Genomic DNA, 23672 nt, shown 5'->3' on the forward strand with positions numbered 1-23672 from the left:
GTTGACGGAGCCCGTGGGGGCGGGTGCCTACAGGCGTCCGTCGGTCCAGTCAGCAGAGTACGACCGCTGTGTTACTTCTGTGTTTCGCGTGCGACTCCAGGTGCCTGGGGAGGGTCGTGTCCGAGCGGTCACACTCTCGACGAGTCGGATGCTTCCTTGCTCTCATCAGGAGTTTCTTCGCCATCGGCCGAGTTAGGCTTGGCTTCGGAAGTTTCCTCGTCGTGAACCTCAGATTGCGCGGAGGTTTCGTCTGCGTCCGTTTCGTCCTCGTCGATCTGGCCCGTCTCCTCCTCGTCCAGCTCATCTGCCTGGGCGGCCTTCGCCGCTTCCGACTCCGGGTCGCGACCGGGCAGATAGACGCTGTCGCTCAGCTGCGAGGCCGGGAGACGCGAGACGACGACGAACAGGGCGATGCCGACGATGACGAGGCACAGGGCGCCGAAGACATTCGAGCGCATGCCGAGGATGACCTCTGAGTAGTCGACGCGGATCGACTCGATCCAGATGCGACCCGTGCCGTACCAGATGAGGTAGGACGCGAGGGTCTTGCCGGTGCGCCACCGGAACATGCGCTCGAGGAGCACGATGATCGCGATGCCGGCGAGGTTCCACAGCATCTCGTAGAGGAACGTGGGGTGGAAGAGCGTGCCTTCAGGCAGGCCGACAGGGAACGCCGGGTTGCTCGCCTCGATCTGCAGGCCCCATGGCAGGTCGGTGGGCCACCCGTAGAGCTCGTGGTTGAAGTAGTTTCCGAGGCGTCCGACCGCCTGCGCGAGCAGCAGGCCGGGGATGAGCGCGTCCGAGAACGCGAGCATCCGGATGCCCGTCATGCGGCTCGCGATGAAGATGCCGATCGCGCCCCCGATCAGGGAGCCGATGATGGCGTTGCCACCCTCCCAGATGAAGAAGATGCGCCAGAAGTTCGCGCCTTCGAAGAAGTAGTCGGCCGGGTGCGTGAAGACGTGGTAGAGGCGGGCGCCGAGCAGACCGAGCAGGACGGCCCAGATGGCGAAGTCGACCGTGATCCACTTTTCACCACCACGAGCAGTCAGGCGCCGGTCGGTCCACAGCACGGCGAGCACCATGCCGGCGACGATGAAGAGCGCATAGAGGTGTACCGTCAGGGGGCCGACCTCGAAGCTCGCCCAGTCGAGGGGCGGGCTGGGGATTCCGGTCAGTGGCGTCATGCGTGTTCCTTCGAAGTCGTGGCCTCGAGGGCCGTGCCGCGCGCGAGCTGGGCCGCGGTCTCCGCGACCGCCTCGACGCCTCCGGCCGCGAGGGCCTTGACGAGGGCGGAGCCGACGATGGCGCCTTCCGCGTATTCGAGGACTTCGCGCACCTGCTCCGCTGTGGAGATGCCGAGTCCGACGCAGGCTCGAGTGCAGCCGTGCGCGTGCAGTCGATCCGCGAGCGTCCGCGCCGCCTGGTCGACATCGGCACGGGCGCCGGTGATGCCCATCGTCGAGACCGTGTACACGAAGCCCCTGCTGGAGTCGATGACGAGGTCGAGGCGGGTGTCGCTCGAGCTGGGTGCCGCGAGGAAGACTCGGTCGAGGTCATGGCTCTTGGCCGCCGCGATCCACTCGGCGCCCTCGTCTGGCACGAGGTCCGGGGTGATGAGCCCGTTGCCCCCGGCGTCTGCGAGGTCGCGCGCGAATGCGTCGACGCCGTACTGCATGACGAGGTTCCAGTAGGTCATGACGACGATGGGTGCGTCGACCTCGGCTCGGATCCGCCTGATGGCCTCGAACACGTGCTCGGTGCGGAAACCGCCCTCGAGCGCCTGCACGGCCGCGGCCTGGATGACGGGGCCGTCCATGACGGGGTCGGAGTACGGCATGCCGAGCTCCAGCACGTCCGCCCCGGCCTTCACGACTGCGATGGCCGCCGCGACGGAGGTCTCGAAGTCGGGGAACCCGACAGGCAGGTAGGCGACGAGCGCGCCCCTGCGGTCCCGGTTCGCGGCGTCGATGACGCTCTCGAGTGCGGAGGGTGCTGAGGTCATTTGCCCTGTCCTTCTGATGCGTCGAGGCCCTCGGTGCGGTCCGGGTCTCCGAGACCGAAGTACTCGGCGGCCGTCTCCATGTCCTTGTCGCCGCGCCCGGAGAGCGACACCAGGATCGTGGCATCGGGACCGAGTTCCTTCCCGAGCTCGAGCGCGCCGGCGAGCGCGTGGCTCGACTCGATCGCCGGGATGATGCCCTCGGTGCGAGCGAGGAGCCGGAAGGCCTCCATGGCCGCGGCGTCGGTCACCGGAAGGTAGCGGGCGCGCCCGATGGACGAGAGGTAGGCGTGCTCGGGTCCGACTCCGGGGTAGTCGAGGCCGGCCGAGATCGAATGCGACTCGACCGTCTGGCCGTCCGTGTCCTGCAGCAGCAGCGTGCGCGCGCCGTGGAGCACCCCAGGACGTCCGCCGCCGATCGTGGCCGCGTGGCGGGGCGTGTCCACGCCATCACCTGCCGCCTCGTAGCCGTACAGGGCGACGCTCTCGTCGTCGAGGAAGGCGCTGAAGATGCCGATGGCATTCGAGCCGCCGCCGACACAGGCCACGACGGCGTCCGGCAGCGACCCCGTCAGGTCGATGACCTGCTTGCGAGCTTCCTCGCCGATCACTGCCTGCAGGTCGCGCACGAGCGCGGGGAACGGATGCGGCCCCGCGGCGGTCCCGAAGAGGTAGTTCGTGGTGTCCACGGACGCCACCCAGTCGCGCATGGCGTCGTTGATCGCGTCCTTGAGCGTGGCGGAGCCCGCCTCGACGGCGACGACCTCGGCGCCGAGCAGGCGCATCCGGGCCACGTTGAGGGCCTGACGGGCCGTGTCGACGGCGCCCATGTAGATGGTGCAGTCGAGCCCGAAGAGCGCGGCCGCCGTCGCGGTCGCGACGCCGTGCTGGCCGGCACCGGTCTCGGCGATGACCCGGGTCTTGCCGATGCGCTTCGTCAGGAGCGCCTGACCGAGGACGTTGTTGATCTTGTGCGAGCCCGTGTGGTTGAGATCCTCGCGCTTCAGGATGATGCGCGCTCCGCCGCCGTGCGCCGCGAACCGGGGTGCCTCGGTGATGATCGACGGGCGCCCCGAGTAGTCGCGGTGCAGTCGCGAGAGCTCGGCCCAGAACTCGTCGTCAGCTTTCGCCGCCTCCCACGCGGTCGAGAGCTCGTCGAGAGCGGCCATGAGGCTCTCGGGAACGAACCTCCCGCCGAATTCGCCGAAGTAGGGGCCTGAGGCGTCGCGAAGCGACGACGTGCTTGGGGGCTGAGTGCTCATGCGAGGTGGAAGGTCTCCAAAGTAGTTTCGGGGTCGCCGCCCGTGACGAGCGCCTCCCCGATGAGGACTGCGTCCGCGCCCGCATCGCGGTAGCGGCGAACGTGCGCTGGCTCCAGGACGGCCGATTCGGCGACCTTCACCACGTCACTCGGGTACAGGGGGGCGAGCTCTCCGAAGAGTTCGGGGTGCAGCTCGAACGTCGCCAGGTTGCGCGCGTTGACGCCCAGGATGCGAGCGCCGGCATCGAGGCCACGCAGCAGCTCGTCCTTCGAGTGCGCTTCCACGAGCGCCGTCATGCCGAGCTGCTCGGTGAACTCCGCGAGTCGCACCAACGTCGACTGGTCGAGGCCGGCGACGATGAGGAGCGCGAGGTCGGCACCGCAGGCGCGAGCCTCGAGCAGCTGGTACTCCTCGGCGATGAACTCCTTGCGCAGCACCGGAACGGCCACCGTGTCGCGCACGGCTCGGAGGTCGTCGAGCGAGCCGAGGAACTTGCGCTGCTCGGTGAGCACCGAGATGGCGGCTGCTCCCCCGCGCTCGTAGGAGGCAGCGAGGACGGCCGGGTCCGGGATGTCTGCGAGACGGCCGCGGGATGGGCTCGCGCGCTTGACCTCGGCGATGATGTTCACGCGCTCGGAGCGCGCCAATGCCGAATAGGCGTCGAGCGCTGGTGCAACGTCGGCGATTCGTGCCTCGAGAGCTCGCGCCGGCGTCCGCTCGCGCCGTTCTGCGGCGTCCTCGAGTGCGCCGTGGTAGAGCGACTCGAGCAAGCTAGTGGGCCTTCGGCCCGAAGCCGAGGCGCGCGAGCACGGGCCAGGCGACGGCTCCGACTGCGACGGCGGCGACGCCGACCCAGGTCAGGATGGCCTGATCGAACCAGATGCCGAGGGTGCCGACGGTGAAGCCCGCGAGCATGATGAGCACGCCGGTCCAGGCGGCGACCGAGTGCCCGTGGCTCTCGTGCGGCTCCTGCAGCGGAGCTTCCTGCACCTCTTCGGCTTCGGCGATGTTCGTGGGTTCGTGGGACGTCTTCGCGGACATTTCAGTCATGAGGGTGCTCCTTGTCACGTGCGCTTGCATAAGTCTAGCTGGATGCTCGTGTGCCGCCGGTGTCGGTGGGGTCATCCCCGTGGCTGAGCGCATCCCACTGCTCGACCCGCCGGTCGCTGTCGGTGGGCGCGGTAGCCGGCGCCGTGTCCGGCTCGTCCTCGCCGCCTGCAACCGCATCCACCGGCTCAAGCGACGTCGTCGTGAAGCGGCGTCCTCCGGTCGGCCATCTGCGAGCCGTGGTGATGGCGAACAGGCCCGCGAGCATGAGGATCGCTCCCGCGACAACCGCGAGCCATGGCCAGAACGTGACCGTCACCGTACCGGACGCGACAGCATCCGCGATCGTCTGCTCCCCCGCCAGACCGGACGCCGCCGTCACCTCCGGCGCGATCGCCGGGGCTGGGTTCCCGACCGCGACGAACGACTGCAGCACGAGGACGGCGCCGACGAGCGTCAGCAAGCCGCCGAGAACGTAGCGGAAGACGACGCCGGCCAGCGCCAGCGCGGCGAGGACCGCGAGTGCGGCGAGCGCGAGCGCCATCACGGCGGGAGCTGCGACGTCTCCGCGGACCTCACCGCCGTAGCTCTCCGGGCCGAGGGCGAGGTCGAAGGAGAACCACACCTGCGACCAAGCGAGGATCGCCAGCCCCGCGCCGACGACGATCGACATCAGCGCTGTGCGCTTGTTCCGCTTTCCAGCCGCGTCAGGCGTGCTCATGAGCTTCGAAGTCCAGGGCCAGCTGGTCGCCGTCGAAACACGTCCGCGTGCCGGTGTGGCAGGCGGGACCATGCTGGTCGACGCGGATGAGGATCGTGTCGGCATCGCAATCGAGTGCGAAGCTCACGAGCCGCTGCGTGTTGCCGGAGGTGTCGCCCTTGCGCCACAGCTCGGAGCGCGAACGGGACCAGTACACGACCCGGCCCTCCGTGAGCGTCATGCGGAGCGACTCCTCGTTCATGTAGGCGAGCATGAGCACCTCGCGGGTGTCGTGCTGCGTGACGATGACGGGGACGAGACCGCGGTCATCGAAGGAGGTCCTGGCCACGATCTGGCCAAGCTGCTCGGACGGCACTGGGAAGCTGGCGGTGCTCAACGGACGCTCCTCCTCACGGTGACCCCCGCTTCGGCGAGGGAGTTCTTGACCTCGTCGATCGTGAACTGCCTGTGGTGGAAGACGCTCGCCGCGAGAACCGCGTCGGCGCCCGCCTCTACGGCGGGCGCGAAATGCTCGAGCGCACCGGCACCGCCTGAGGCGATGACCGGGACAGAAGAGAGCTCACGGACGAGCCTGGTGAGCTCCAGATCGAAACCGGCCTTGGTCCCGTCGGCGTCCATCGAGTTGACGAGGAGCTCACCCGCGCCGCGTTCGATGGCCTCGCTGGCCCAGGACAGCGCGTCGATGCCCGTGTCCGTGCGGCCTCCGTGCGACGTCACGACGAATCCGGACGCGGTCGACGCGGAGCGTTTCACGTCCAGCGACAGTACCAGCACCTGGTTGCCGAAGGTCGACGAGATCTCGTCGAGGAGCGCGGGGCGGGCGATGGCTGCCGAGTTGACACCCACCTTGTCAGCGCCGCACGCCAGCAGGACGCGCACATCCTCGACGCTGCGCACACCACCCCCCACGGTGAGGGGGATGAAGACCTGCTCGGCGGTACGGGTGACGAGGTCGTAGGTTGTGCCCCGCCCCTCCGTCGACGCCGTGACGTCGAGGAACGTGAGCTCATCCGCGCCCTGTTCTGCGTAGCGGGCCGCGAGCTCGACCGGATCACCGGCGTCCTGGAGGTCGAGGAAGTTCACCCCTTTCACCACGCGCCCCGCTGCGACGTCCAGACACGGGATGACACGCGTCGCGAGGCCGGGCGACGTCCGCGGGGAGGATGAGGCGGTCATCGAGATCACATCCGGACGGCTTGCAGGGCCGTCACGATGATGGCCTTGGCGCCGGCGTCCTGAAGCCGGTCCATGACCTGGTTGAGCTCGTTCTGCGGCACCATCGAGCGCACGGCGACCCACTCGGAGTCGCGCAGGGGTGAGATCGTCGGCGACTGGAAGCCGGGCGTGATGGCGAGGGCCGCGTCGAGCTTCGAGGACTCGATGTCGTAGTCCATGATCGCGTAGCGGCGGGCGACGAGCACGCCGTCCAGGCGGCCTAGGAGGCGCCTCGCCGCGTGCTCCTTCTCGGGCGTCGAGATGAGCACTGCGGTCGACTCCAGGATCACGGGGCCGAAGACCTCGAGGCCGGCCTTGCGCAGCGTCCCACCGGTCGACACGACGTCGGCCACGGCATCGGCGACGCCCAGGCGGATGGCCGACTCCACGGCGCCCTCCAACGGCACGAGCTCGGCTTCGATGCCTGCCCGAGCGAACCAGGAGCCGAGAAGACCCGTGTAGCTCGTGGCGACGCGCTTACCCTGCAGCTGGTTCACGTCCGTGAACTCCCCAGCGGGCCCCGCGAAACGGAAGGTCGAGTCGCCGAAGTCGAGCGCCCGGACCTCCTTGGCGGCCGACTCGGTGTTCAGCAGGAAGTCGCGGCCGGTGATGCCGGCATCGAGGACACCGGACCCCACGTACGTCGCGATGTCGCGCGGGCGCAGGTAGAAGAACTCGACGTCGTTGACGGGGTCGATGGCGACGAGCTCTCGGCTGTCACCGCGGCCGCGGTATCCGGCCTCCTGGAGCATTTCATTGGCCGTCTCGGCGAGCATGCCCTTGTTTGGCACGGCGATGCGAAGCATTGTGGGAACGTCCTTGGTTCTGGGAAGTGTGCGTCGGGGGTGGATTCGCGGCGCCGGGTGTGCACCTGGGGCGCCGACTCGGCCGCGCGCGTGCTGCGCTGGCTCATGCACGCTGGTTGGAGCGCTGGCCGGGTCCTGCTGCCTAGAGCTTGCTGTACACGTCGTCGAGCGTGAGGCCCTTGGCCAGCATGAGGACCTGCAGATGGTAGAGCAGCTGCGAGATCTCCTCGGCTGTCTCCTCGTCGCTCTCGTACTCCGCGGCCATCCAGACCTCGGCGGCCTCCTCCACGATCTTCTTCCCGATCGTATGAACGCCGGCGTCGAACTCTCGGACCGTCCCGGAACCCTCGGGGCGGGAGCTGATTTTCTCGGAGAGTTCTGCGAACAGCGTGTCGAAGGATTTCACAGGCACAGCGTAGTCGCTTGCCGGTCAGTGCGCGTGCGGAGCCGCCGTCGCCGCGGCGCGCAGCGCGGCGATCTGCTCACCGGGGTCACCTCGGAAGACCGCCGATCCTGCGACGAACGTGTCTGCCCCGTTCGCCGCTGCGAGCTCGATGGTGTCGAGGGAGATCCCGCCGTCGACCTGCAGCCAGGTCTCGAGGCCGTGCGAGCGCCGGAGCGCGTCGGCCTTCGCGAGCTTGGGCATCATGTCCGCCATGAAGGACTGCCCGCCGAAGCCTGGTTCGACGGTCATGATGAGCAGCTGGTCGAAATGGGGAAGGATCTCCTCGACGGCACTCAACGGGGTTGCCGGGTTGATGGCGATCCCAGCGCGCGCCCCGCGCTCCCTGAGCTTCCTCGCGAGCGTCACCGGGCTCGTCGCAGCCTCCGCGTGGAACGTCACCGAGAAGACCCCCATCTCGGCGAACTGCGGCGCCCAGTGGTCCGGGTTCTCGATCATGAGGTGCAGATCGAGCGGGATCGGCGTGATCTCCTGCAGGCGCTCGACCATCGGCTGGCCGAACGTGAGGTTCGGGACGAAGTGGTTGTCCATGACATCGACGTGTGCCGCGTCGGCGGTGGAGATCCGGTTGAGATCACGCTCGAAGTTCGCGAAGTCGGCGGCCAGGATGCTGGGGTTGATGCGCGCGTTCACGGGCCGATCCTACGGGGTCTGCTTCTCGGGGTTCGCGGCAGGCGCTCGACGCAGCAGCGCGAGGAACATCGCGTCGGTGCCGTGGCGGTGCGGCCACAGCTGCACGAGCGTGCCGTCGCCGAGTGGGCGGGCGCCGAGATCGAGGTCGGGAGTGCTCGACGCACGTTTCGCGATGGCGGCCGCGTCCAGCACCTCCGCGCCCGAGATCCGAACTGCCCGGCGGACGACGGCTGTCGTCTCCGCCTGGTGCGGCGAACAGGTGACGTAGGCCACGATCCCGCCCGGCTTGACGGCGGCGAGTGCCGCTTCGAGGAGCTCCTCCTGCAGCTGGACGAGCTCGGCCACGTCGCTGCTCTGCTTGCGCCATCGCGCCTCCGGTCGGCGACGCAGCGCGCCGAGGCCCGTGCAGGGCGCGTCGAGCAGGACACGGTCGAACGTGCCCGGGTGCGAGTCGGCGAATGAGCGGCCGTCCTCGTTCGTGACGGTGACGGGGGCGGCGAGCGGTGCGAGGGCGGCACGCACGAGTCCAGCGCGCGCCGGCACGAGCTCGTTGGCTGTCAGCTTCGCCTGCAGCTCGGTGGCGCTGGCGGCGAGCAGGGCGGCCTTGCCGCCGGGGCCGGCGCACATGTCGAGCCAGAGCTCTCCTGGCCGCACGGGTTCGGCATCGAGCAGCGCGAGCGTGACGAGCTGCGAGCCCTCGTCCTGCACGCGGGCGCGCCCCGCCTTGACCTGCGGCACCCATGAGGGGTCGCCCGACGCGAGGGTCAGGCCGCGCGGTGAGACGCGACCCGAGACCAGGAGGTCGGGGTTGGACGCGACGAGTTCATCCGGCGTGTCGAACCCGGGCAGGGACACGATGCTGACCGCAGGCGACTCGTTGTTGGCGGCGAGGCTCGCCGCGAGTTCGTCGCCGCGATGCTCCGCGGTGAGGGCGTCGCGGAGCGCGCGCACGATCCAGTCCGGATGCGAGTGCCGGACGGCGAGCGCCCGTTCGTCGGTCAGACCCTCGGAGACCTGGTCGAGCCAGTCGTCGAGATCCGTGCGGGAGATCTTGCGCAGGATCGCGTTCACGAAGCCAGAGGCGCCGCGGGACGCGATGCGTGCCGCCTGCTCGACGGATTCGTTGACCGCCGCGTGGCTCGGCGTGCGCATGCTGAGCAGCTGGTGCGCTCCGAGGCGCAGCACGTCGAGGAGGGGTGGGTCGATGTCGCGGATGTCGCGACCGGACGCCTCCACGATGATGGCGTCGTAGGTGCCGCGGCGTCGGAGCGTGCCGTAGGTCAGCTCGGTGGCGAGCCCCGCGTCGGACGGCGAGAGCCGTGCCGCCGAGATGCGATGCGGAAGCAGCAGGTTCGCGTAGGCGTCATCCTCGTCGACCGCCCTCAGCACCTCGAAGGCCACCTGGCGTGAGCGCGTCACTCCGCGCCCAGCTGGAGGCTGATCCGGTCGTCGCCGTCCCTGGTAGGGGCTGCCACCGCGGCCGCCAGCTCCTGCGGGGCTCATGCGAGCACCAGCGTCGCTGCGTCGCGGCGACCGCGAAGCCAGTCTCTGGCAGGCATGGGCTTCTTTCCTGCCGGCTGCACGGAGAGCAGCTGGAGCGGGCTGGTTCCCGTGCCCACGAACACGTCCCTGCCGACCGCACTGAGCTGGCCGGGGCTGAGGGCGAGTGCGTCGGTCTCCCCATCCGGGCGCGCGACGCGCAGGATGCGCAGCGGTTGTCCGTCGACCTGGGCCACCGCCCCTGGCTCTGGGGTGACTCCGCGAATGTGGGCGTCGACGACGTCGAGGGGAGCCGCCCAGTCGATGGTCGAGTCGTGCTTGCCGAGCTTCGGTGCGAAGGTCGCCTCGCCTGTCTGCGGCTCGGCGCTCAGCGTTCCGGAGCCGATGGCGCGGACGGTCTCGGCGAGGAACTCCGCGCCCTCCCCCGCGAGACGCTCGAGGAGCTCGCCAGCGGTCTCTCCCTCAGCGATCGGGGACCGCTGCACAGCGAAGACGGGGCCCTCGTCGAGTCCGGCGGTGAGCTGGAAGATGGTCATGCCGGTGGTGGTGTCGCCTCGCATCACGGCGCGCTGGGCCGGGGCGGCGCCACGGAGGTCTGGGAGGAGCGAGAAATGCAGGTTGACCCAGCCGAGCGACGGCGCCGTCAGGGTCGCGGCGTCGATGAGGGTGCCGTAGGCCACGATGACCCCGAGCTCGGCACCGAGCCCCGTGAGCTCTGCCGTCACCTCAGGCGTCATCCGGTTGCTCTTGATGACGTGCAGCCCGAGCTCGTGGGCGCGGGCAGCCACCGGGGACGGCGTCAGCGCCCTGGACCGACCGACCTTGGCGTCGTCGCGCGTCAGCACAGCCACGATCTCTTGGCCGTCGTCGACCAGCGCATCGAGGCTGGGGACGGCGGTGATGGGTGTGCCGGCGAAGACGAGCCGCATAGCTGGTGCCTCTCGAGGTTGGGTGGAACGTGGAGCTGGGACGAGGGTCAGAAGATCCCCGGCGGGTCAAATCGTACGCGCAGGGTCGAGGCGTGGCCGCCGCCTCGACCGGCGACCCGCGGGCGCCTGCTGGTGGCCGAACGCACGAGCTCGCTCTTGAGCGCCTTCGCGAGCGGCGTGCCGAGCGCGTAGCCGAACTTGATCACGACCCTGCTCCCGACCTCCTGCGGCGTCGGCCCGAGGACCTGCAGCGCGGCGCCCGGCTGGAGCTCAGGCACCGCCTCGATGGTCGAGAGCGCCCGACGGACCTCCTCGTCAGTTCCCGTCAGCGCGACGACGCGCACAGCGGGCGGGAAGTGGAGCTCGCGGCGCTCGGAGAGCTCACGAGTCGCGTACTCGGGCTGCTGCCAGGTGCGGAGGGCGTGCGCCGCCGGCGTCTCGCCTCCGACGATGACCACCTTGGCGCTCGGGTGCGCCAGCGCGGCGGCGTTCGACCAGCCGCGGAGTGCATCCACGCTCGCGTCGAGTCGCTCCTGCGCGAGAGAGCGCTCCGTGTCGAGCAGCACGATCCCGGCGTACCCGGAGGTGGGCACGGGCTCGGCTCCTCGTGTCGCCACGACGAGGCACGGGCGGTCGTCGATGGACACCGTTTCCGAAGCGCCGTCCGCCACGACCACGCGGGTGCCAGGAAACGCACGACCGAGCTCCTCCGCGGTCCGCTCGGCTCCGAGTGAGGTGTTGCGAAGTCGCTTGTCGCCGCACTCAGGGCACTGCCACTCGGGGTGGAGGGCGTCGCACACCCGGCACGACGGTGGCGCGGACGGGCGCGCGAACTCGAGTGCCCCGCCGCAGACGCTGCAACGAGCTGGCGTGCGGCACCTGGCACAGCTGAGGCTCGGGATGTAGCCGGCCCTGACGACCTGGAGCAGGACGGGCCCGTGCTCGAGGGCGCGTCTTGCCTCCTGCCAGGCGAGGGCCGGGATGCGGGCGTGCGCGGCTGGGGTCTCCTCGGCGAGCGCCTGGCTCCCCGAGATGATCTTCGGGGCTTCAGGGCGAACCAGCGGCACGGGCGTGAGCCAGTGCATGCCGACGAGACGCGCGACCTCCAGGCTCGGTGTGTGCGCGGCGAACACGAGCGTGAGGGATTCTCGTTCTGCGCGCAGCAGGGCCACGTCACGCGTGCTCGCGTACGGGGCGAGCTGCTCGATGAAGCTCTCGTCGCCGTCGTCCCACACGAGCACTGCGCCGAGATGCGACGCGGGGGCGTAGATGACGCTTCGCGTCCCGACGACGACGCCTGGGGTGTCGTCGAGGCAGGCGAGGAAGGCGGCGTACCGATCGGCGGGCTTGGCCCGCGTGTCGAGGCGGCGGATGCGGGACGTCTCGAGGAACCGCCCGAGGGCCTTCAGCGCGAGCTCGACGTCTCGGTAGTCCGGGACGGCGAGGATGACGGACTCCCCCGCCCGGACCCTCGCAGCGGCCGCGGCCGAGAGGGCGAGGAGCGAGCGGGGCACGCCGGCGTCGACGCCGACGGGGGCATCGATCGCGAGCCTCGCTGCCGAACCCCTCGCGAGGAGGGCCGCCGCGTCCGGGCCGTACATGGGCACAAGCGTCGCCTCTGGGTCGTCGAGCACAGAGGCGACTGCACTGGCGGATTGGTCCCTCGCGTCGGGGCGAGCCGCCTGCGCCTCCAGCCACCGCTGCTCGACGCGCACGGACCTGGCCGGGATCGCCAGACGCAGGACATCGGCCGCGCATCCCGCCTGCCGGTCCGCCACCGCTCGTGCAAGCCCAGCGATCTCGGGAGTCAGCACGCGAGCGGTCGAGACGAGCTCGGTGATCGTGGCGAGCTTCCCCCCGTACTCGGCCGCACGCTCGAGGGCGACCACGAAGCCCTGCAGCTGGCGGTTCGAGGTGCGGAGGGGCACTGCGACGCGCATCCCGACGCCGATCCGCTCGCGCAGCTCGACGGGGATCTCGTATTCGAGTTCCCTGTCGAGCTGCGGGAGGGGCGAGGCGACGACGACTCGCGCGACCCGCGGGAGGTCGTCGGACATGGTGAGCTGGCTGATCAGAGGCCTGCCGCTTGGCGGAGCTCCTCGGCCCGGTCGGTGCGCTCCCACGTGAAGTCGGGCAGCTCGCGTCCGAAGTGTCCGTACGCCGAGGTCTGCGCGTAGATGGGGCGACGGAGATCGAGGTCCTCGACAAGCGCACCGGGTCGGAGGTCGAAGGTGGCCAGGATCGCCGCGATGATCTTGTCGTCGGCGACGGCGCCGGTGCCGAACGTCTCGACGTACAGCCCAACGGGCTCAGCCTTGCCGATCGCGTAGGCGATCTGAACCTCGAGTCGATCCGCGAGCCCGGCCGCGACAGCGTTCTTCGCGACCCACCGCATGGCGTAGGCGGCGGAGCGGTCGACCTTCGACGGGTCCTTGCCGCTGAACGCCCCACCCCCGTGCCTGGCCATGCCGCCGTAGGTGTCGACGATGATCTTGCGCCCCGTGAGACCCGCATCGGCGCGGGGGCCGCCGTCGATGAAGCTGCCCGACGGGTTCACGAGGAAGGTGGGCTCGGACCCGGAGAAGCCGTTCCGCTCCAGAACGGGCCGAACGACGTGCGCGATGACGTCCTCCCGGATCTGTGCCTGCTCGAGGCCCGGGTCGTGCTGGGTCGAGAGGACGACGGTCTCGATGGAACGCGGCACGCTCCCCTCGTAGCCGACCGTGACCTGGGTCTTGCCGTCTGGCCGCAGATAGGCGACCTCACCGGACTTGCGCACCGCGGCGAGCTGCTGGGCGAGCTGATGCGCGAGGTGGATCGGAAGCGGCATGAGCGCCTCCGTCTCGCGGGTCGCGTACCCGAACATGATGCCCTGGTCGCCGGCGCCCTGCTTGGCGATCGCGTCCTCAGAGCTCTCAGAGCGGTGCTCCAGCGAGGTCGTGACGCCCTCGCCGATCTCCGGCGACTGCTCGCCGACGGAGATCGAGACGCCGCACGAGGAGCCGTCGAAGCCGACGTCGCTCGACGTGTAGCCGATTTCGCTGATCGTGCGCCTGACGATGCCCGCGATATCGGAGTAGGCGTTGGTCGTGACCTCCCCCGCCACGTGCACCTGGCCGGTCGTGACGAGCGTCTCCACCGCGACCCGAGAGGCCGGGTCCTGCGCGAGGAGGTCGTCGAGGATGCGGTCGGAGATCTGGTCGCAGATCTTGTCAGGGTGGCCCTCGGTGACCGACTCCGAGGTGAACAGGCGAAGCGTAGACAAGAAGAACCCCTTGCGGTGAAGTTTTGGCTGGACGGTTTGGACCGGCCGGTACGGCTAGACGTTGACGAGCAGGTCCAGGATGACATCGGCCACCGACACCTTGTCGCCAGTGTGACGCGAGACAACGTCGCCGGACGCTGAGAGCACGAAGATCGAGTTCTCGTCCGACTGGAACCCGAGGTTCCAGCCGACCCGGTTCACGACGAGGTAGTCGCACCCCTTGCGAGCGATCTTCGCGCGACCGAGTTCGAGCAGTGCGGCGTCGTCGGTCTCCGTCTCCGCGGCGAAGCCGATGATGACCTGCTCGCTGCCGCGTGCGGCTGAGAGATCCTGCAGGATGTCGGGATTGCGGGTGAACGTGAGCGTCAGCTCCTCGCCAGCCTGCTCTTTCTTGATCTTGCCCTCCGCCACGGTGACCGGACGGTAGTCGGCAACTGCGGCGGCCATGATGATGACGTCGTGTCGCGGGGCGATCTCGGCGCAGGCCTGCGCGAGCTGCTGGGCGCTCGAGACCGTCACGAGCTTGACACCCTCTGGCGGACGGACCTCGGCGTTGGCGGCGACGAGCGTGACCTCCGCGCCACGGGCAAGCGCCCGCCCTGCGAGCGCGAAGCCCTGCCGCCCGCTCGATCGGTTGCCGATGAACCGGACAGGGTCCAGTGGCTCGCGCGTGCCTCCGGCGGTGATGAGGACCCGCCTGCCTCGCAGATCGCTGGCGAGTTCGGCGTCCCTACGGCGGCGTCGCTCGCCGCGACCGGCACTCAGGATCGTCGCGACGATCTCACTGGGCTCGGCGAGGCGTCCGGGGCCCGAGTCGCTGCCCGTCAGCTGCCCCTCCGCAGGTCCCACGAGGACAACGCCGCGTGCATCCAGCCGCGCGGCGTTGGCCTGCGTCGCCTGGTTGAGCCACATCTCGGTGTGCATGGCCGGGGCGACGATGAGCGGCGCCGTCGACGCGAGGATGGTCGTGCCGAGGAGGTCGTCGGAGAGCCCCGCGGCGATCTTCGCCATGGAGTTCGCGGTGGCTGGGACCACCGCGATGACGTCGGCCTGCTGACCCAGCGCGACGTGCCGCACCTCGGCCACGTCGTCGAAGACGTCCGTCCGCACGGGATTGCGAGAGATGGCTTCAAAGGTCGGACGCCCCACGAACCGCAGCGCGGACTCCGTGGGGACGACGTCGACGTGGTGACCGAGGAGGACGAGGTCGCGGATGACCTGAACGGCCTTGTACGCGGCGATGCCCCCGGTGACACCGACGACGACGCGCATCGGCTGGCCGTCGGACGCGTCGGTCTCGTGGTCAGCCGGATGCGCGCCGGCGGTCTCGCTCACGGTCGTGCTATGCCTGAGGGGCGTCGTCTTCGAAGTTGATCTCGTCATCGAACACGATGACGTCGTCCGGGGTCTCGAGCGGGCGTGCCTCAACCATGACGATCTTCTGCTCGTTGATCTCGTGCAGAGCGATCGACAGCGGCTTGTCGTCGATCGAGGAGTCGATCAGCGGGCCGACGTTCTGGTAGATCGCTCCGTCGTGCAGATCGGAGTAGTAGTCGTTGATCTGACGCGCGCGACGCGATGCGAAGATGACCAGCTGGTACTTGTTGTCGACTCGCTGCAGCAGCTCGTCCATGGGCGGGTCGATGATGCCCTTTGGCTTCTCAATCATGCGTGCTCCTTGTTCAGTCCCAGATGTTCGACTACGCGTGCCGCAGCCTCAGGCACGGAGTCGTTGACGACCAGTGCATCGAACTCGTCCTGGGCGGCAAGTTCGACCTTCGCGGTTTCGAGGCGCCGAGCCTGTTCTTCGGCCGATTCCGTGCCACGCCCCACGAGGCGCCGCACGAGCTCGTCCCAGCTCGGAGGCAACAAAAATACCAGTCTAGCCTCTGGCATGCGCGATCGGACCTGTCTGGCGCCCTGAATGTCGATTTCGAGGAGGACCGAGCGTCCGGAGGAGATGGCGTCGTCGATGGGTCCGCGCGGAGTGCCGTACCTGAAGGCGTTGTGCACGGTGGCGTACTCGAGGAGCTGCTCGTCGGCGACCAGCCGGTCGAAGCCATCGTCGTCGGTGAAGTGGTAGTTGATGCCGTCGACTTCACCCGGACGTGGGGCACGAGTCGTGGCGGAGACCGAGAGCTCGACTTCCGGGTAGTGCTCTCGGATGTAGTTCGCGACGGTGCCCTTGCCGACGGCTGTGGGGCCGGCCAGCACGACGAGACGGCTCTCGCCAGTCGGGGCGCCGAGCCGCTCCTCCAGGAACGAGCGGAGGCGGATGCGCTGATTCCGGCCGAGGCCGCCGAGGCGCTTGGAGGGTGAGATCGCGAGCTCTTCGAGGATGCGCGCCTGCTTCGTGGCGCCGATGTGCGGGATGCTGAGCAGGAACTGCGTCACGCGGAGGGAGTGCTCGGCAGCGTGCTCGGCGGACTGGCTCGCGTCGAGCACGGAGATCGGCGAGCGGGTTCCGTTCGCCAGGGCGCGTTTGACCTCGGCGCGAGCCTGGCGCGCGAGGACAGCCGCGCGTGATGCGGCGACGCGATCGACGGGAGGTGGGACCTGGGTCATGAGAGAGCGTCCTCCAGCTCCGCTGCCTGCTGGTCGATGGTGTCGGCGATGCCGTCCGGCCCGGCGGCCAGGACGCTGCGTGACACGTTGACGATGACGGACTCCGCTGCCGCGCCGAACATCTCCCTGATGCGCGCGAACTCGGCTCCCTGGTGGCCGAAGCCTGGGGCGAGGATCGGGGTCCGGGGTGCGGCGCCGAGTGCCGTGAGGTCCACGCCGAGGAGGTCGAAGTCGACCGTGCCGCCGAGGACGACGCCGACCGAGCCGAGCGCGCCATCCGCGTGGTCGGCATTCCAGGCGGCCGCGCGCTTCGTGATGCCGCCGGCGACGGTCTCGCCGATCTGGGAGCCGCGGTCCCGTCGGGCCGTCTGGATCGAGGTGGATTCCGGGTTCGAGGTGGCCGCGAGCACGAAGAGGCCCTTGCCGAGACGGTCGGCGAGCTCGAGCGCCGAGGCAAGCGAGTCGAAGCCCTGATAGGGGTTCACGGTCATGGCGTCCGCTTCGAGCGGTGAGCCCTCCTCGAGCCACGCCTTGGCGTAGGCCTCGAGGGTCGTGCCGACGTCACCGCGCTTGACATCCGCGATCACGAGCAGGCCCGCCTCCCGTGCGGCGCCGAGCACAGACTCGAGCGCCGCGAATCCGCTGGAGCCGAAGCGCTCGTAGAAGGCGATCTGCGGCTTGACGACGCCGACACGCTCCCCAGCTGCCTCGACGACGCGGAGCCCGAACTCCCTGGCACCCGCCGCGGTGTTCGGCAGTCCCCACGCGTCGAGCAGGAACTCATGCGGATCGATGCCGATGCACAGCCTGCCCCGGTTCTCCACGGCGTGCTGGAGTCGGGTTCCGAACCCGCCTACTCCAGCACGCGCCGCGAACGCCTCAGTCAACTAGCTGTCCCCCCTCTGGGTGTTGTACTCCTGCAGGCTCGTCACCGTGAATCCGCTTCGCAGCGCGGAGAGGGAACCGACAGCTGCGGACAGCTCCGAGATCGTCGTGAAGATGGGCAGGTCAGCCGAGACTGCCGCCGTGCGGATCTCGTAGCCGTCGGCCCGTGACGCGCGGCCGGACGGGGTGTTGATGACCATGTCGACCTCTCCCCCGTGGATCATGTCCACGATATTGCGGTCCTGGCCGGGTGTGGTGCCGTCGGGCGAATCCGGCGTGAACTTCCCGACGACCTTGGCGGTGATGCCGTGGCGCGCGAGGACGGCTGCTGTGCCCTCGGTGGCCGCGATCGAGAACCCGAGCTCGACGAACTTGGCGACGGGAAGGACGATCGCGCGCTTGTCGCGGTCGGAGACCGAGACGAACACGGTGCCCGACTTCGGCAGGCCGCCGTAGGCCGCGAGCTGGCTTTTGGCGAATGCGGTCGGGAAGTCGGTGTCGATGCCCATGACCTCGCCGGTGGAGCGCATCTCGGGCGAGAGCAGCGAGTCGACGATGCGTCCGTCCTTCGTGCGGAAGCGCTTGAAGGGAAGCACCGCTTCCTTCACGGCGACGGGGCTCGAAGCCGGCTGGTGCGTGCCGTCCTGGTCGCGGAGGAGTCCCTCGGCCTTCAGCTCGGCGATCGAGACACCCGTCATCACACGGGCGGCAGCCTTCGCGAGCTGCGTTCCGAGGGCCTTCGAGACGAAGGGCACCGTGCGGGAGGCGCGCGGGTTGGCCTCGAGCACGTACAGCTTCCCACCAGACAGCGCGAACTGCACGTTGAGCAGGCCACGGACGCCGACGCCCTGGGCGATGGCGAGGGTCGCGTCGCGGACGTTGTCGAGGACAGCGCTCGAGAGGGTGACGGGAGGCAGCGTGCACGCCGAGTCGCCGGAGTGGATGCCGGCTTCCTCGATGTGCTCCATGATGCCGCCGATGTAGAGCTCGTCGCCGTCGAAGAGGGCGTCGACGTCGATCTCCGTGGCCTCGTCGAGGAATCGATCGACGAGCAGCGGGTGTGCGGGACCGACGATCGCCTGGCCTTCGATGCGCGAGAAGTAGTCCTGCATCTGCTCTGCGTCGTAGACGATCTCCATACCGCGTCCGCCGAGCACGAAGCTGGGGCGCACGAGCACGGGGTAGCCGATGCCCGTTGCGACGTCGAGGGCGCCGTCGAGGTCGGTCGCGGTGCCGTTCTCCGGCGAGATCAGGCCGGCGCGGTCGAGGACGCCGGAGAAGAGTCCGCGCTCCTCGGCGAGGTCGATCGCTGCCGGGCTCGTGCCGAGGATCGGGACGCCGGCTGCCTCGAGCCCCTTCGCGAGTCCCAGCGCTGTCTGGCCGCCGAGCTGGACGACGACGCCGAGCAGCTCGCCTGCACCGCGCTCGACCTCGACGATCTCGAGGACGTCCTCGAGCGTGAGCGGCTCGAAGTAGAGGCGGTCGCTCGTGTCGTAGTCCGTGGAGACCGTCTCGGGGTTGCAGTTGATCATGATGGTCTCGAAGCCGGCATCCGAGAGCGCGAACGACGCGTGCACGCACGAGTAGTCGAACTCGATGCCCTGGCCGATGCGGTTCGGGCCCGAGCCGAGGATGATCACCTTGCGGCGGTCGCTTGGCGTGACCTCGGACTCCTGGTCGTAGCTCGAGTAGTGGTACGGCGTGAAGGCGGGGAACTCGCCGGCGCACGTGTCGACGGTCTTGAAGACCGGGCGGACCCCGAAGTTGTGGCGGATCGCGCGGACCTCGTCCTCGCGGCTCCCGCGGAGCTCCGCGATCTGGGCGTCGGAGAAGCCGTGGCGCTTCGCGTACCGGAGCAGGCGGGCGTCCACGACGTCTGCTGAGCCGATCTCGGCCGCGACCTCGTTGATGAGCACGATCTGGTCGATGAACCATGGGTCGATGGCGGTCGACTCGAAGATCTGCTCCGGCGTCGCACCCTTCCAGAGCGCGCGCTGCACGTTGACGATGCGGCCGTCGGTCGGGATCTTGATCGTCTCGAGGAGTTCCTCGACGGAGACCTCGTCTGCGGCCCACGTGAACGACGATCCCCGCTTCTCGAGCGAGCGCAGCGCCTTCTGCAACGCGGTCGAGAAGTTGCGGCCGATCGCCATGGCCTCGCCGACCGACTTCATGGTGGTCGTCAGCGTCGTGTCGGCGGCCGGGAACTTCTCGAAGTTGAAGCGGGGCACCTTGACGACGACGTAGTCGAGCGTCGGCTCGAAGCTCGCGGGCGTCACCTTCGTGATGTCGTTGGGGATCTCGTCGAGGCGGTAGCCGATGGCGAGCTTCGCCGCGATCTTCGCGATCGGGAAGCCTGTCGCCTTGGACGCCAGCGCCGACGAGCGGGACACGCGAGGGTTCATCTCGATGACGATGATGCGACCGTTCGAGGGGTCGATGGCGAATTGGATGTTGCATCCACCGGTGTCGACGCCCACGAGGCGGATGATCGCGATGCCGATGTCGCGGAGGCGCTGGTACTCGCGGTCGGTCAGCGTGAGCGCTGGGGCGACCGTGATGGAGTCGCCGGTGTGGACGCCGACGGGGTCGACGTTCTCGATCGAGCAGACCACGACCGTGTTGTCGGCGGTGTCGCGCATGAGCTCGAGCTCGTACTCCTTCCAGCCGAGGATCGACTCCTCGAGGAGCACCTCTCCGGTGGGGCTTGACTGCACGCCGTCGGCGACGAAGCGGATCAGGTCCTCTTCGTTGTAGGCGAAGCCGGAGCCGAGGCCGCCCATCGTGAACGAGGGGCGGACGACGAGTGGGTAGCCGAGGTCCTCGGCGAAGCCGATCGCCTGCTCGACGCTCGTCGCGATGTGGGAGCGGGCGACTTCGGCGCCGGCCTCGATCACGAGGTCCTTGAAGATCTGGCGGTCCTCGCCGCGGCGGATCGCGTCGACCTTCGCGCCGATGAGCTCGACGCCGTGGCGCTCCAGGATGCCCTCCTCATGGAGCGCGATGGCGGCGTTGAGCGCCGTCTGCCCGCCGAGGGTTGGGAGGATCGCGTCAGGGCGCTCCTTGATGATGATCGACTCGATGATGTCCGGGGTGATCGGCTCGACGTACGTGGCGTCGGCGAAGTCCGGGTCGGTCATGATCGTCGCGGGGTTTGAGTTCACGAGGATGACGCGCACGCCCTCCTCGCGGAGCACGCGGCAGGCCTGCGTGCCCGAGTAGTCGAACTCGGCCGCCTGGCCGATGACGATGGGTCCCGAGCCGATGACGAGGACGCTCGAGATATCTGTGCGCTTTGGCATGCTTACGCGTTCTCCTGGCCGTTGGTGGGGGTGGATGGGGAGGCGAGGTGCTCGCGCACCATCTGCCTGAACTGGTCGAAGAGCGGGGCGGAGTCGTGTGGGCCCGCTGCGGCCTCCGGGTGGAACTGCACGCTGAACGCCGGGATGTCGAGGCAGCGGAGGCCTTCGACGACCTGGTCGTTGAGGCCGATGTGGCTGACCTGCGCACGGCCGAAGCCCGCCGGTGTCTCGACGGGGCCGTCGAGTGGTGCCTGGACGGCGAAGCCGTGATTCTGGGCGGTGATCTCGATGCGGCCGGAGAAGGTGTCGACGACCGGCTGGTTGATGCCGCGGTGGCCGAAGGGCAGCTTGTACGTGTCGAAGCCGAGGGCGCGGCCGAGCAGCTGGTTGCCGAAGCAGATGCCGAAGAACGGCGTGCCGTCGCGGAGGACGTTCTGCAGCAGCTCCACGTGCGCGTCGCTGGACGCAGGGTCGCCCGGCCCGTTGGAGTAGAAGACGGCCGTCGGCGCGAGCTCGCGCAGCTGGTCGATGGTCGTGGCGTGCGGCAGCACGTGCACGTCGAAGCCGCGCTCGGCCAGCGCCTTGACGGTGGCCGTCTTGATGCCCAGGTCGATGATGGCGACGGAGCCGATCCGCTCGTCGGCCGTCGACGGGTGCACGATGGGCTCCGGCGTCGACACGCGGTCGCTGAGGTTGCGCCCCGCCATGCTCGGCTGCGCACGCACCTTCTCGAGCAGCGTGGTCTCGTCGGCCGAGGCCGCCTCTCCGGAGAAGATGCCGCCGCGCATCGAGCCCTCGCTGCGGATGCGTCGGGTGAGCGCGCGGGTGTCGACGCCGGCGATGCCGACGATGCTGGTCTCGGTGAGGGCGTTCTCGAGCGTGTCCTCGGAGCGCCAGTTCGAGACGACGCGGGAGGGGTCGCGGACGACGTAGCCGTCGACCCAGATCTGCCGCGACTCCATGTCCTGGGCGTTGACCCCGGTGTTGCCGATGTGCGGGGCGGTCTGGACGACGATCTGACCTGCGTAGCTCGGGTCCGTCAGGGTCTCCTGGTACCCGGTCATGCCGGTCGAGAACACGACTTCGCCAAGCGTCTCACCGACGGCGCCGTAGGCGTCGCCCTCGTATCGCGTCCCGTCCTCCAGGACGAGCACGGCGGGAATTGGTGGCGTCATGAGGACTCCTCGGTCGTGGGGGCTGGTGTTCGCTGCAGCGAGTGCAGCGCGGTCTTGAGCTGTTCTCGCGCGGTCGCGTCGACAACTCGGAGGGAGGTCTCGACGCTCACGCGGCCGTTCGCTGTGTCGTCGGCGGGCAGGAGCCACCGGATGATCGTGAGTCCGCCGTTCTCTACGACGCGGTCGATCGTGACGGTGCCGTCGATGGTGGCCTCGATGTCTGCCGCTGGGATGAAGAAGGCTCGTTCGCCGGCGATCCGCACGACGGGTCCTTCCCGGAGCACGGTCACCTCTGCCCTCCCCCGGAATCCGAGCGGCGGGACGACGATGCGGTCGAGGGTGTCACCCGTGCGGCTCGTGGACACGTAGTGCACGTCGTGCCAGTGCCCGAGCGGTTGCTCGGTCGACTGCGGGGGGCTCAGGGGCGTGGCGATGCCGGCCTGGGCCCGTGTCCGGCGTCGCCAGCCGAGCCACATGAGCGCGACGATGACGAGGAACGCGACGATCGTGAGGGCGGCGGGGAGTACGCGGTCGTCCATCAGGCGAGTTCCTGCTCGCGCGCCCGTGCGGCGGCGGCTGCACCTTCGGCCGAGAGGAGCACGCCGTCGTCGAGCGTCCTGGTTCCGCGATAGACCGTGTGCACGACCCGACCGGGCAGTGGCATGCCGAGGAATGGCGAGTTGATGCTCTTCCCGCCGAGCGCTGCCGTCGTGAAGTCGGCCGTCGGGGCTGGATCGTAGAAGACGAGGTTGGCGAGCTCGCCGGCCGCGACGGGGCGTCCGGATGCGGAGTCGCCCCCGATGCGAGCGGGTGTCTCCGACATGATCCGCGCCACGTCACCCCAGCTCAGCGCGCCGGTGTCGACCATGGTGTGCTGCACGACGCGCAGGGCGGACTCGAGGCCGACCATGCCCATCGCGGCCTGGTCCCACTCGGTCTCCTTGGCGTCGACGGGGTGCGGCGCGTGGTCGGTGGCGACGATGTCGATCGTGCCGTCGGCCAGCGCTTCTCGCACCGCGAGCACGTCGTCCTGGGTCCGAAGCGGCGGGTTGACCTTGAACCGGGCGTCGTAGCCGCGCACGAGCTCCTCGGTGAGGAGGAGGTGGTGGGGTGTCACCTCAGCGGTCACGTCGATGCCGCGTGACTTGGCCCAGCGCACCACATCCACACCCTCTCGGGTGGAGACGTGGCAGACGTGCAGGCGTGAGGAGACGTGGTCGGCGAGCAGCGCATCGCGGGCGATGATCGAGGACTCGGCCACAGCCGGCCACCCGCCGAGGCCGAGCTCGGCCGAGAGCGCCCCTTCGTTCATCTGGGCGCCTGCCGTGAGGCGAGGGTCCTGTGCGTGCTGGGCGACGACGCCGCCGAAGGCCTTCACGTACTCGAGGGCGCGACGCATGATGAGCGGATCGAAGACGCACTTGCCGTCGTCGGAGAACACGCGGACGCCCGCGTTCGACTGCGCCATCGCGCCGATCTCGGAGAGCTGCTCGCCCTCGAGTCCGACCGTCACGGCCCCGATGGGCCGGACATCGGCGTATCCGGCGGCGCGTCCGAGCGCGGCCACCGCTTCCACGACACCTGCGGTGTCCTGCACCGGCGAGGTGTTCGCCATGGCGAAGACCGTCGTGTACCCGCCGAACGCCGCGGCGCGGGTGCCGGTCAGCACCGTCTCGCTCGACTCGAAGCCGGGCTCGCGCAGGTGCGTGTGCAGGTCGACGAGGCCAGGCAGGAGCACAATGCCCTCGACATCGATGACGCGTTCCACGCCGTCGGCGGAGACGGATCCGGCCGGCGCGACTTCGGCGATCGTGGTTCCGGAGACGAGCACGTCGACGGGGTCGGCGCCGAGCAGCTTGGCGCCTCGATACAGCGTGGTCATGGTGCCTTTCTCGTTTCCTT

23 protein-coding genes are annotated in these 23672 nt (G+C 69.2%); all 23 read right to left on the reverse strand.

Annotated elements, in window-relative coordinates:
- Window positions 1-128: 128 nt before the first annotated feature.
- The 23 genes from lgt to C5C17_RS10070 all read right to left on the reverse strand — a co-directional run bounded on the left by lgt (window position 129) and on the right by C5C17_RS10070 (window position 23652).
- On the reverse strand, window positions 129-1187 hold the full coding sequence (lgt, locus tag C5C17_RS09960; protein ID WP_104253243.1) for a prolipoprotein diacylglyceryl transferase: 1059 nt from the start codon (window positions 1185-1187) through the stop codon (window positions 129-131).
- Entirely contained in the window at window positions 1184-2005 is an 822-nt protein-coding gene (gene trpA, locus C5C17_RS09965) for a tryptophan synthase subunit alpha (protein ID WP_104253244.1), read from the reverse strand. The genes lgt and trpA overlap by 4 nt, the downstream gene beginning before the upstream one ends.
- Window positions 2002-3264: a tryptophan synthase subunit beta gene (gene trpB, locus C5C17_RS09970; RefSeq protein ID WP_104253245.1), complete on the reverse strand. Its 1263-nt coding sequence runs from the start codon at window positions 3262-3264 to the stop codon at window positions 2002-2004. Before trpB ends, trpA begins: the two co-directional genes overlap by 4 nt.
- Window positions 3261-4034: an indole-3-glycerol phosphate synthase TrpC gene (gene trpC, locus C5C17_RS09975; protein WP_104253246.1), complete on the reverse strand. Its 774-nt coding sequence runs from the start codon at window positions 4032-4034 to the stop codon at window positions 3261-3263. Before trpC ends, trpB begins: the two co-directional genes overlap by 4 nt.
- Window position 4035: 1 nt before the next feature.
- On the reverse strand, window positions 4036-4314 hold the full coding sequence (locus C5C17_RS09980) for an HGxxPAAW family protein (RefSeq protein WP_146079131.1): 279 nt from the start codon (window positions 4312-4314) through the stop codon (window positions 4036-4038).
- Window positions 4315-4348: 34 nt separating this feature from the next.
- Window positions 4349-5032 (reverse strand): Trp biosynthesis-associated membrane protein, encoded by a 684-nt coding sequence (locus C5C17_RS09985; protein ID WP_181028545.1) that lies wholly within the window; start codon window positions 5030-5032, stop codon window positions 4349-4351.
- Window positions 5019-5408: a phosphoribosyl-AMP cyclohydrolase gene (gene hisI, locus C5C17_RS09990; protein ID WP_374953908.1), complete on the reverse strand. Its 390-nt coding sequence runs from the start codon at window positions 5406-5408 to the stop codon at window positions 5019-5021. Before hisI ends, C5C17_RS09985 begins: the two co-directional genes overlap by 14 nt.
- Complete coding sequence (hisF, locus tag C5C17_RS09995) at window positions 5405-6208, reverse strand: imidazole glycerol phosphate synthase subunit HisF (RefSeq protein ID WP_104253837.1); 804 nt, start codon at window positions 6206-6208, stop codon at window positions 5405-5407. Before hisF ends, hisI begins: the two co-directional genes overlap by 4 nt.
- A 5-nt stretch (window positions 6209-6213) precedes the next feature.
- Entirely contained in the window at window positions 6214-7053 is an 840-nt protein-coding gene (gene hisG / locus C5C17_RS10000) for an ATP phosphoribosyltransferase (RefSeq protein WP_104253249.1), read from the reverse strand.
- 142 nt (window positions 7054-7195) lie between these two features.
- On the reverse strand, window positions 7196-7459 hold the full coding sequence (locus C5C17_RS10005) for a phosphoribosyl-ATP diphosphatase (protein WP_068484501.1): 264 nt from the start codon (window positions 7457-7459) through the stop codon (window positions 7196-7198).
- 24 nt (window positions 7460-7483) lie between these two features.
- The gene (gene rpe / locus C5C17_RS10010) at window positions 7484-8149 is read right to left on the reverse strand and encodes a ribulose-phosphate 3-epimerase (protein ID WP_104253250.1); all 666 of its coding nucleotides are present in this window, start codon (window positions 8147-8149) and stop codon (window positions 7484-7486) included.
- 9 nt (window positions 8150-8158) lie between these two features.
- Window positions 8159-9652 (reverse strand): RsmB/NOP family class I SAM-dependent RNA methyltransferase, encoded by a 1494-nt coding sequence (locus tag C5C17_RS10015; protein ID WP_104253251.1) that lies wholly within the window; start codon window positions 9650-9652, stop codon window positions 8159-8161.
- Window positions 9649-10578 (reverse strand): methionyl-tRNA formyltransferase, encoded by a 930-nt coding sequence (fmt, locus tag C5C17_RS10020; RefSeq protein ID WP_104253252.1) that lies wholly within the window; start codon window positions 10576-10578, stop codon window positions 9649-9651. The genes C5C17_RS10015 and fmt overlap by 4 nt, the downstream gene beginning before the upstream one ends.
- Window positions 10579-10625: 47 nt before the next feature.
- On the reverse strand, window positions 10626-12635 hold the full coding sequence (locus C5C17_RS10025; protein WP_104253253.1) for a hypothetical protein: 2010 nt from the start codon (window positions 12633-12635) through the stop codon (window positions 10626-10628).
- A gap of 14 nt (window positions 12636-12649) precedes the next feature.
- Window positions 12650-13843: a methionine adenosyltransferase gene (gene metK, locus C5C17_RS10030; protein ID WP_104253254.1), complete on the reverse strand. Its 1194-nt coding sequence runs from the start codon at window positions 13841-13843 to the stop codon at window positions 12650-12652.
- 54 nt (window positions 13844-13897) lie between these two features.
- A complete protein-coding gene (gene coaBC, locus C5C17_RS10035) occupies window positions 13898-15115 on the reverse strand; it encodes a bifunctional phosphopantothenoylcysteine decarboxylase/phosphopantothenate--cysteine ligase CoaBC (protein WP_104253838.1) in 1218 nt (405 codons plus the stop codon).
- Between the two features lie 70 nt (window positions 15116-15185).
- Window positions 15186-15512: a DNA-directed RNA polymerase subunit omega gene (rpoZ, locus tag C5C17_RS10040; RefSeq protein ID WP_068484449.1), complete on the reverse strand. Its 327-nt coding sequence runs from the start codon at window positions 15510-15512 to the stop codon at window positions 15186-15188.
- The gene (gene gmk / locus C5C17_RS10045; protein ID WP_104253255.1) at window positions 15509-16408 is read right to left on the reverse strand and encodes a guanylate kinase; all 900 of its coding nucleotides are present in this window, start codon (window positions 16406-16408) and stop codon (window positions 15509-15511) included. Before gmk ends, rpoZ begins: the two co-directional genes overlap by 4 nt.
- A complete protein-coding gene (gene pyrF, locus C5C17_RS10050; protein WP_104253256.1) occupies window positions 16405-17295 on the reverse strand; it encodes an orotidine-5'-phosphate decarboxylase in 891 nt (296 codons plus the stop codon). The genes gmk and pyrF overlap by 4 nt, the downstream gene beginning before the upstream one ends.
- Window positions 17296-20595: a carbamoyl-phosphate synthase large subunit gene (gene carB / locus C5C17_RS10055; protein WP_104253257.1), complete on the reverse strand. Its 3300-nt coding sequence runs from the start codon at window positions 20593-20595 to the stop codon at window positions 17296-17298.
- A gap of 2 nt (window positions 20596-20597) precedes the next feature.
- Window positions 20598-21770 carry a glutamine-hydrolyzing carbamoyl-phosphate synthase small subunit gene (gene carA, locus C5C17_RS10060; protein WP_104253258.1) on the reverse strand — a complete coding sequence of 391 codons (1173 nt, stop codon included), beginning with the start codon at window positions 21768-21770 and terminating at the stop codon, window positions 20598-20600.
- Window positions 21767-22309 (reverse strand): hypothetical protein, encoded by a 543-nt coding sequence (locus C5C17_RS10065; RefSeq protein ID WP_104253259.1) that lies wholly within the window; start codon window positions 22307-22309, stop codon window positions 21767-21769. Before C5C17_RS10065 ends, carA begins: the two co-directional genes overlap by 4 nt.
- Window positions 22309-23652, reverse strand: coding sequence for a dihydroorotase (locus C5C17_RS10070; RefSeq protein WP_104253260.1), 1344 nt, complete (start codon window positions 23650-23652; stop codon window positions 22309-22311). Before C5C17_RS10070 ends, C5C17_RS10065 begins: the two co-directional genes overlap by 1 nt.
- Between the last annotated feature and the right edge of the window lie 20 nt (window positions 23653-23672).

It is taken from the genome of Pseudoclavibacter sp. RFBA6 (genome assembly GCF_002931575.1).
In the GTDB taxonomy this organism is placed as follows: domain Bacteria; phylum Actinomycetota; class Actinomycetes; order Actinomycetales; family Microbacteriaceae; genus Pseudoclavibacter; species Pseudoclavibacter terrae.

Bases quoted from the DNA above. Each gene is read 5' to 3' on its own strand.
- carB (WP_104253257.1), bottom strand. From the start codon at position 20,595: ATGCCAAAGCGCACAGATATCTCGAGCGTCCTCGTCATCGGCTCGGGA.
- rpoZ (WP_068484449.1), bottom strand. From the start codon at position 15,512: ATGATTGAGAAGCCAAAGGGCATCATCGACCCGCCCATGGACGAGCTG.
- C5C17_RS09980 (WP_146079131.1), bottom strand. From the start codon at position 4,314: ATGACTGAAATGTCCGCGAAGACGTCCCACGAACCCACGAACATCGCC.
- hisF (WP_104253837.1), bottom strand. From the start codon at position 6,208: ATGACCGCCTCATCCTCCCCGCGGACGTCGCCCGGCCTCGCGACGCGT.
- gmk (WP_104253255.1), bottom strand. From the start codon at position 16,408: ATGACCCAGGTCCCACCTCCCGTCGATCGCGTCGCCGCATCACGCGCG.
- trpB (WP_104253245.1), bottom strand. From the start codon at position 3,264: ATGAGCACTCAGCCCCCAAGCACGTCGTCGCTTCGCGACGCCTCAGGC.
- trpA (WP_104253244.1), bottom strand. From the start codon at position 2,005: ATGACCTCAGCACCCTCCGCACTCGAGAGCGTCATCGACGCCGCGAAC.
- C5C17_RS09985 (WP_181028545.1), bottom strand. From the start codon at position 5,032: ATGAGCACGCCTGACGCGGCTGGAAAGCGGAACAAGCGCACAGCGCTG.
- lgt (WP_104253243.1), bottom strand. From the start codon at position 1,187: ATGACGCCACTGACCGGAATCCCCAGCCCGCCCCTCGACTGGGCGAGC.
- carA (WP_104253258.1), bottom strand. From the start codon at position 21,770: ATGACGCCACCAATTCCCGCCGTGCTCGTCCTGGAGGACGGGACGCGA.
- C5C17_RS10065 (WP_104253259.1), bottom strand. From the start codon at position 22,309: ATGGACGACCGCGTACTCCCCGCCGCCCTCACGATCGTCGCGTTCCTC.
- fmt (WP_104253252.1), bottom strand. From the start codon at position 10,578: ATGCGGCTCGTCTTCGCCGGCACACCCATCACCGCCGTCCCCAGCCTC.
- C5C17_RS10025 (WP_104253253.1), bottom strand. From the start codon at position 12,635: ATGTCCGACGACCTCCCGCGGGTCGCGCGAGTCGTCGTCGCCTCGCCC.
- coaBC (WP_104253838.1), bottom strand. From the start codon at position 15,115: ATGCGCGTCGTCGTCGGTGTCACCGGGGGCATCGCCGCGTACAAGGCC.
- C5C17_RS10070 (WP_104253260.1), bottom strand. From the start codon at position 23,652: ATGACCACGCTGTATCGAGGCGCCAAGCTGCTCGGCGCCGACCCCGTC.
- C5C17_RS10015 (WP_104253251.1), bottom strand. From the start codon at position 9,652: ATGAGCCCCGCAGGAGCTGGCGGCCGCGGTGGCAGCCCCTACCAGGGA.
- hisG (WP_104253249.1), bottom strand. From the start codon at position 7,053: ATGCTTCGCATCGCCGTGCCAAACAAGGGCATGCTCGCCGAGACGGCC.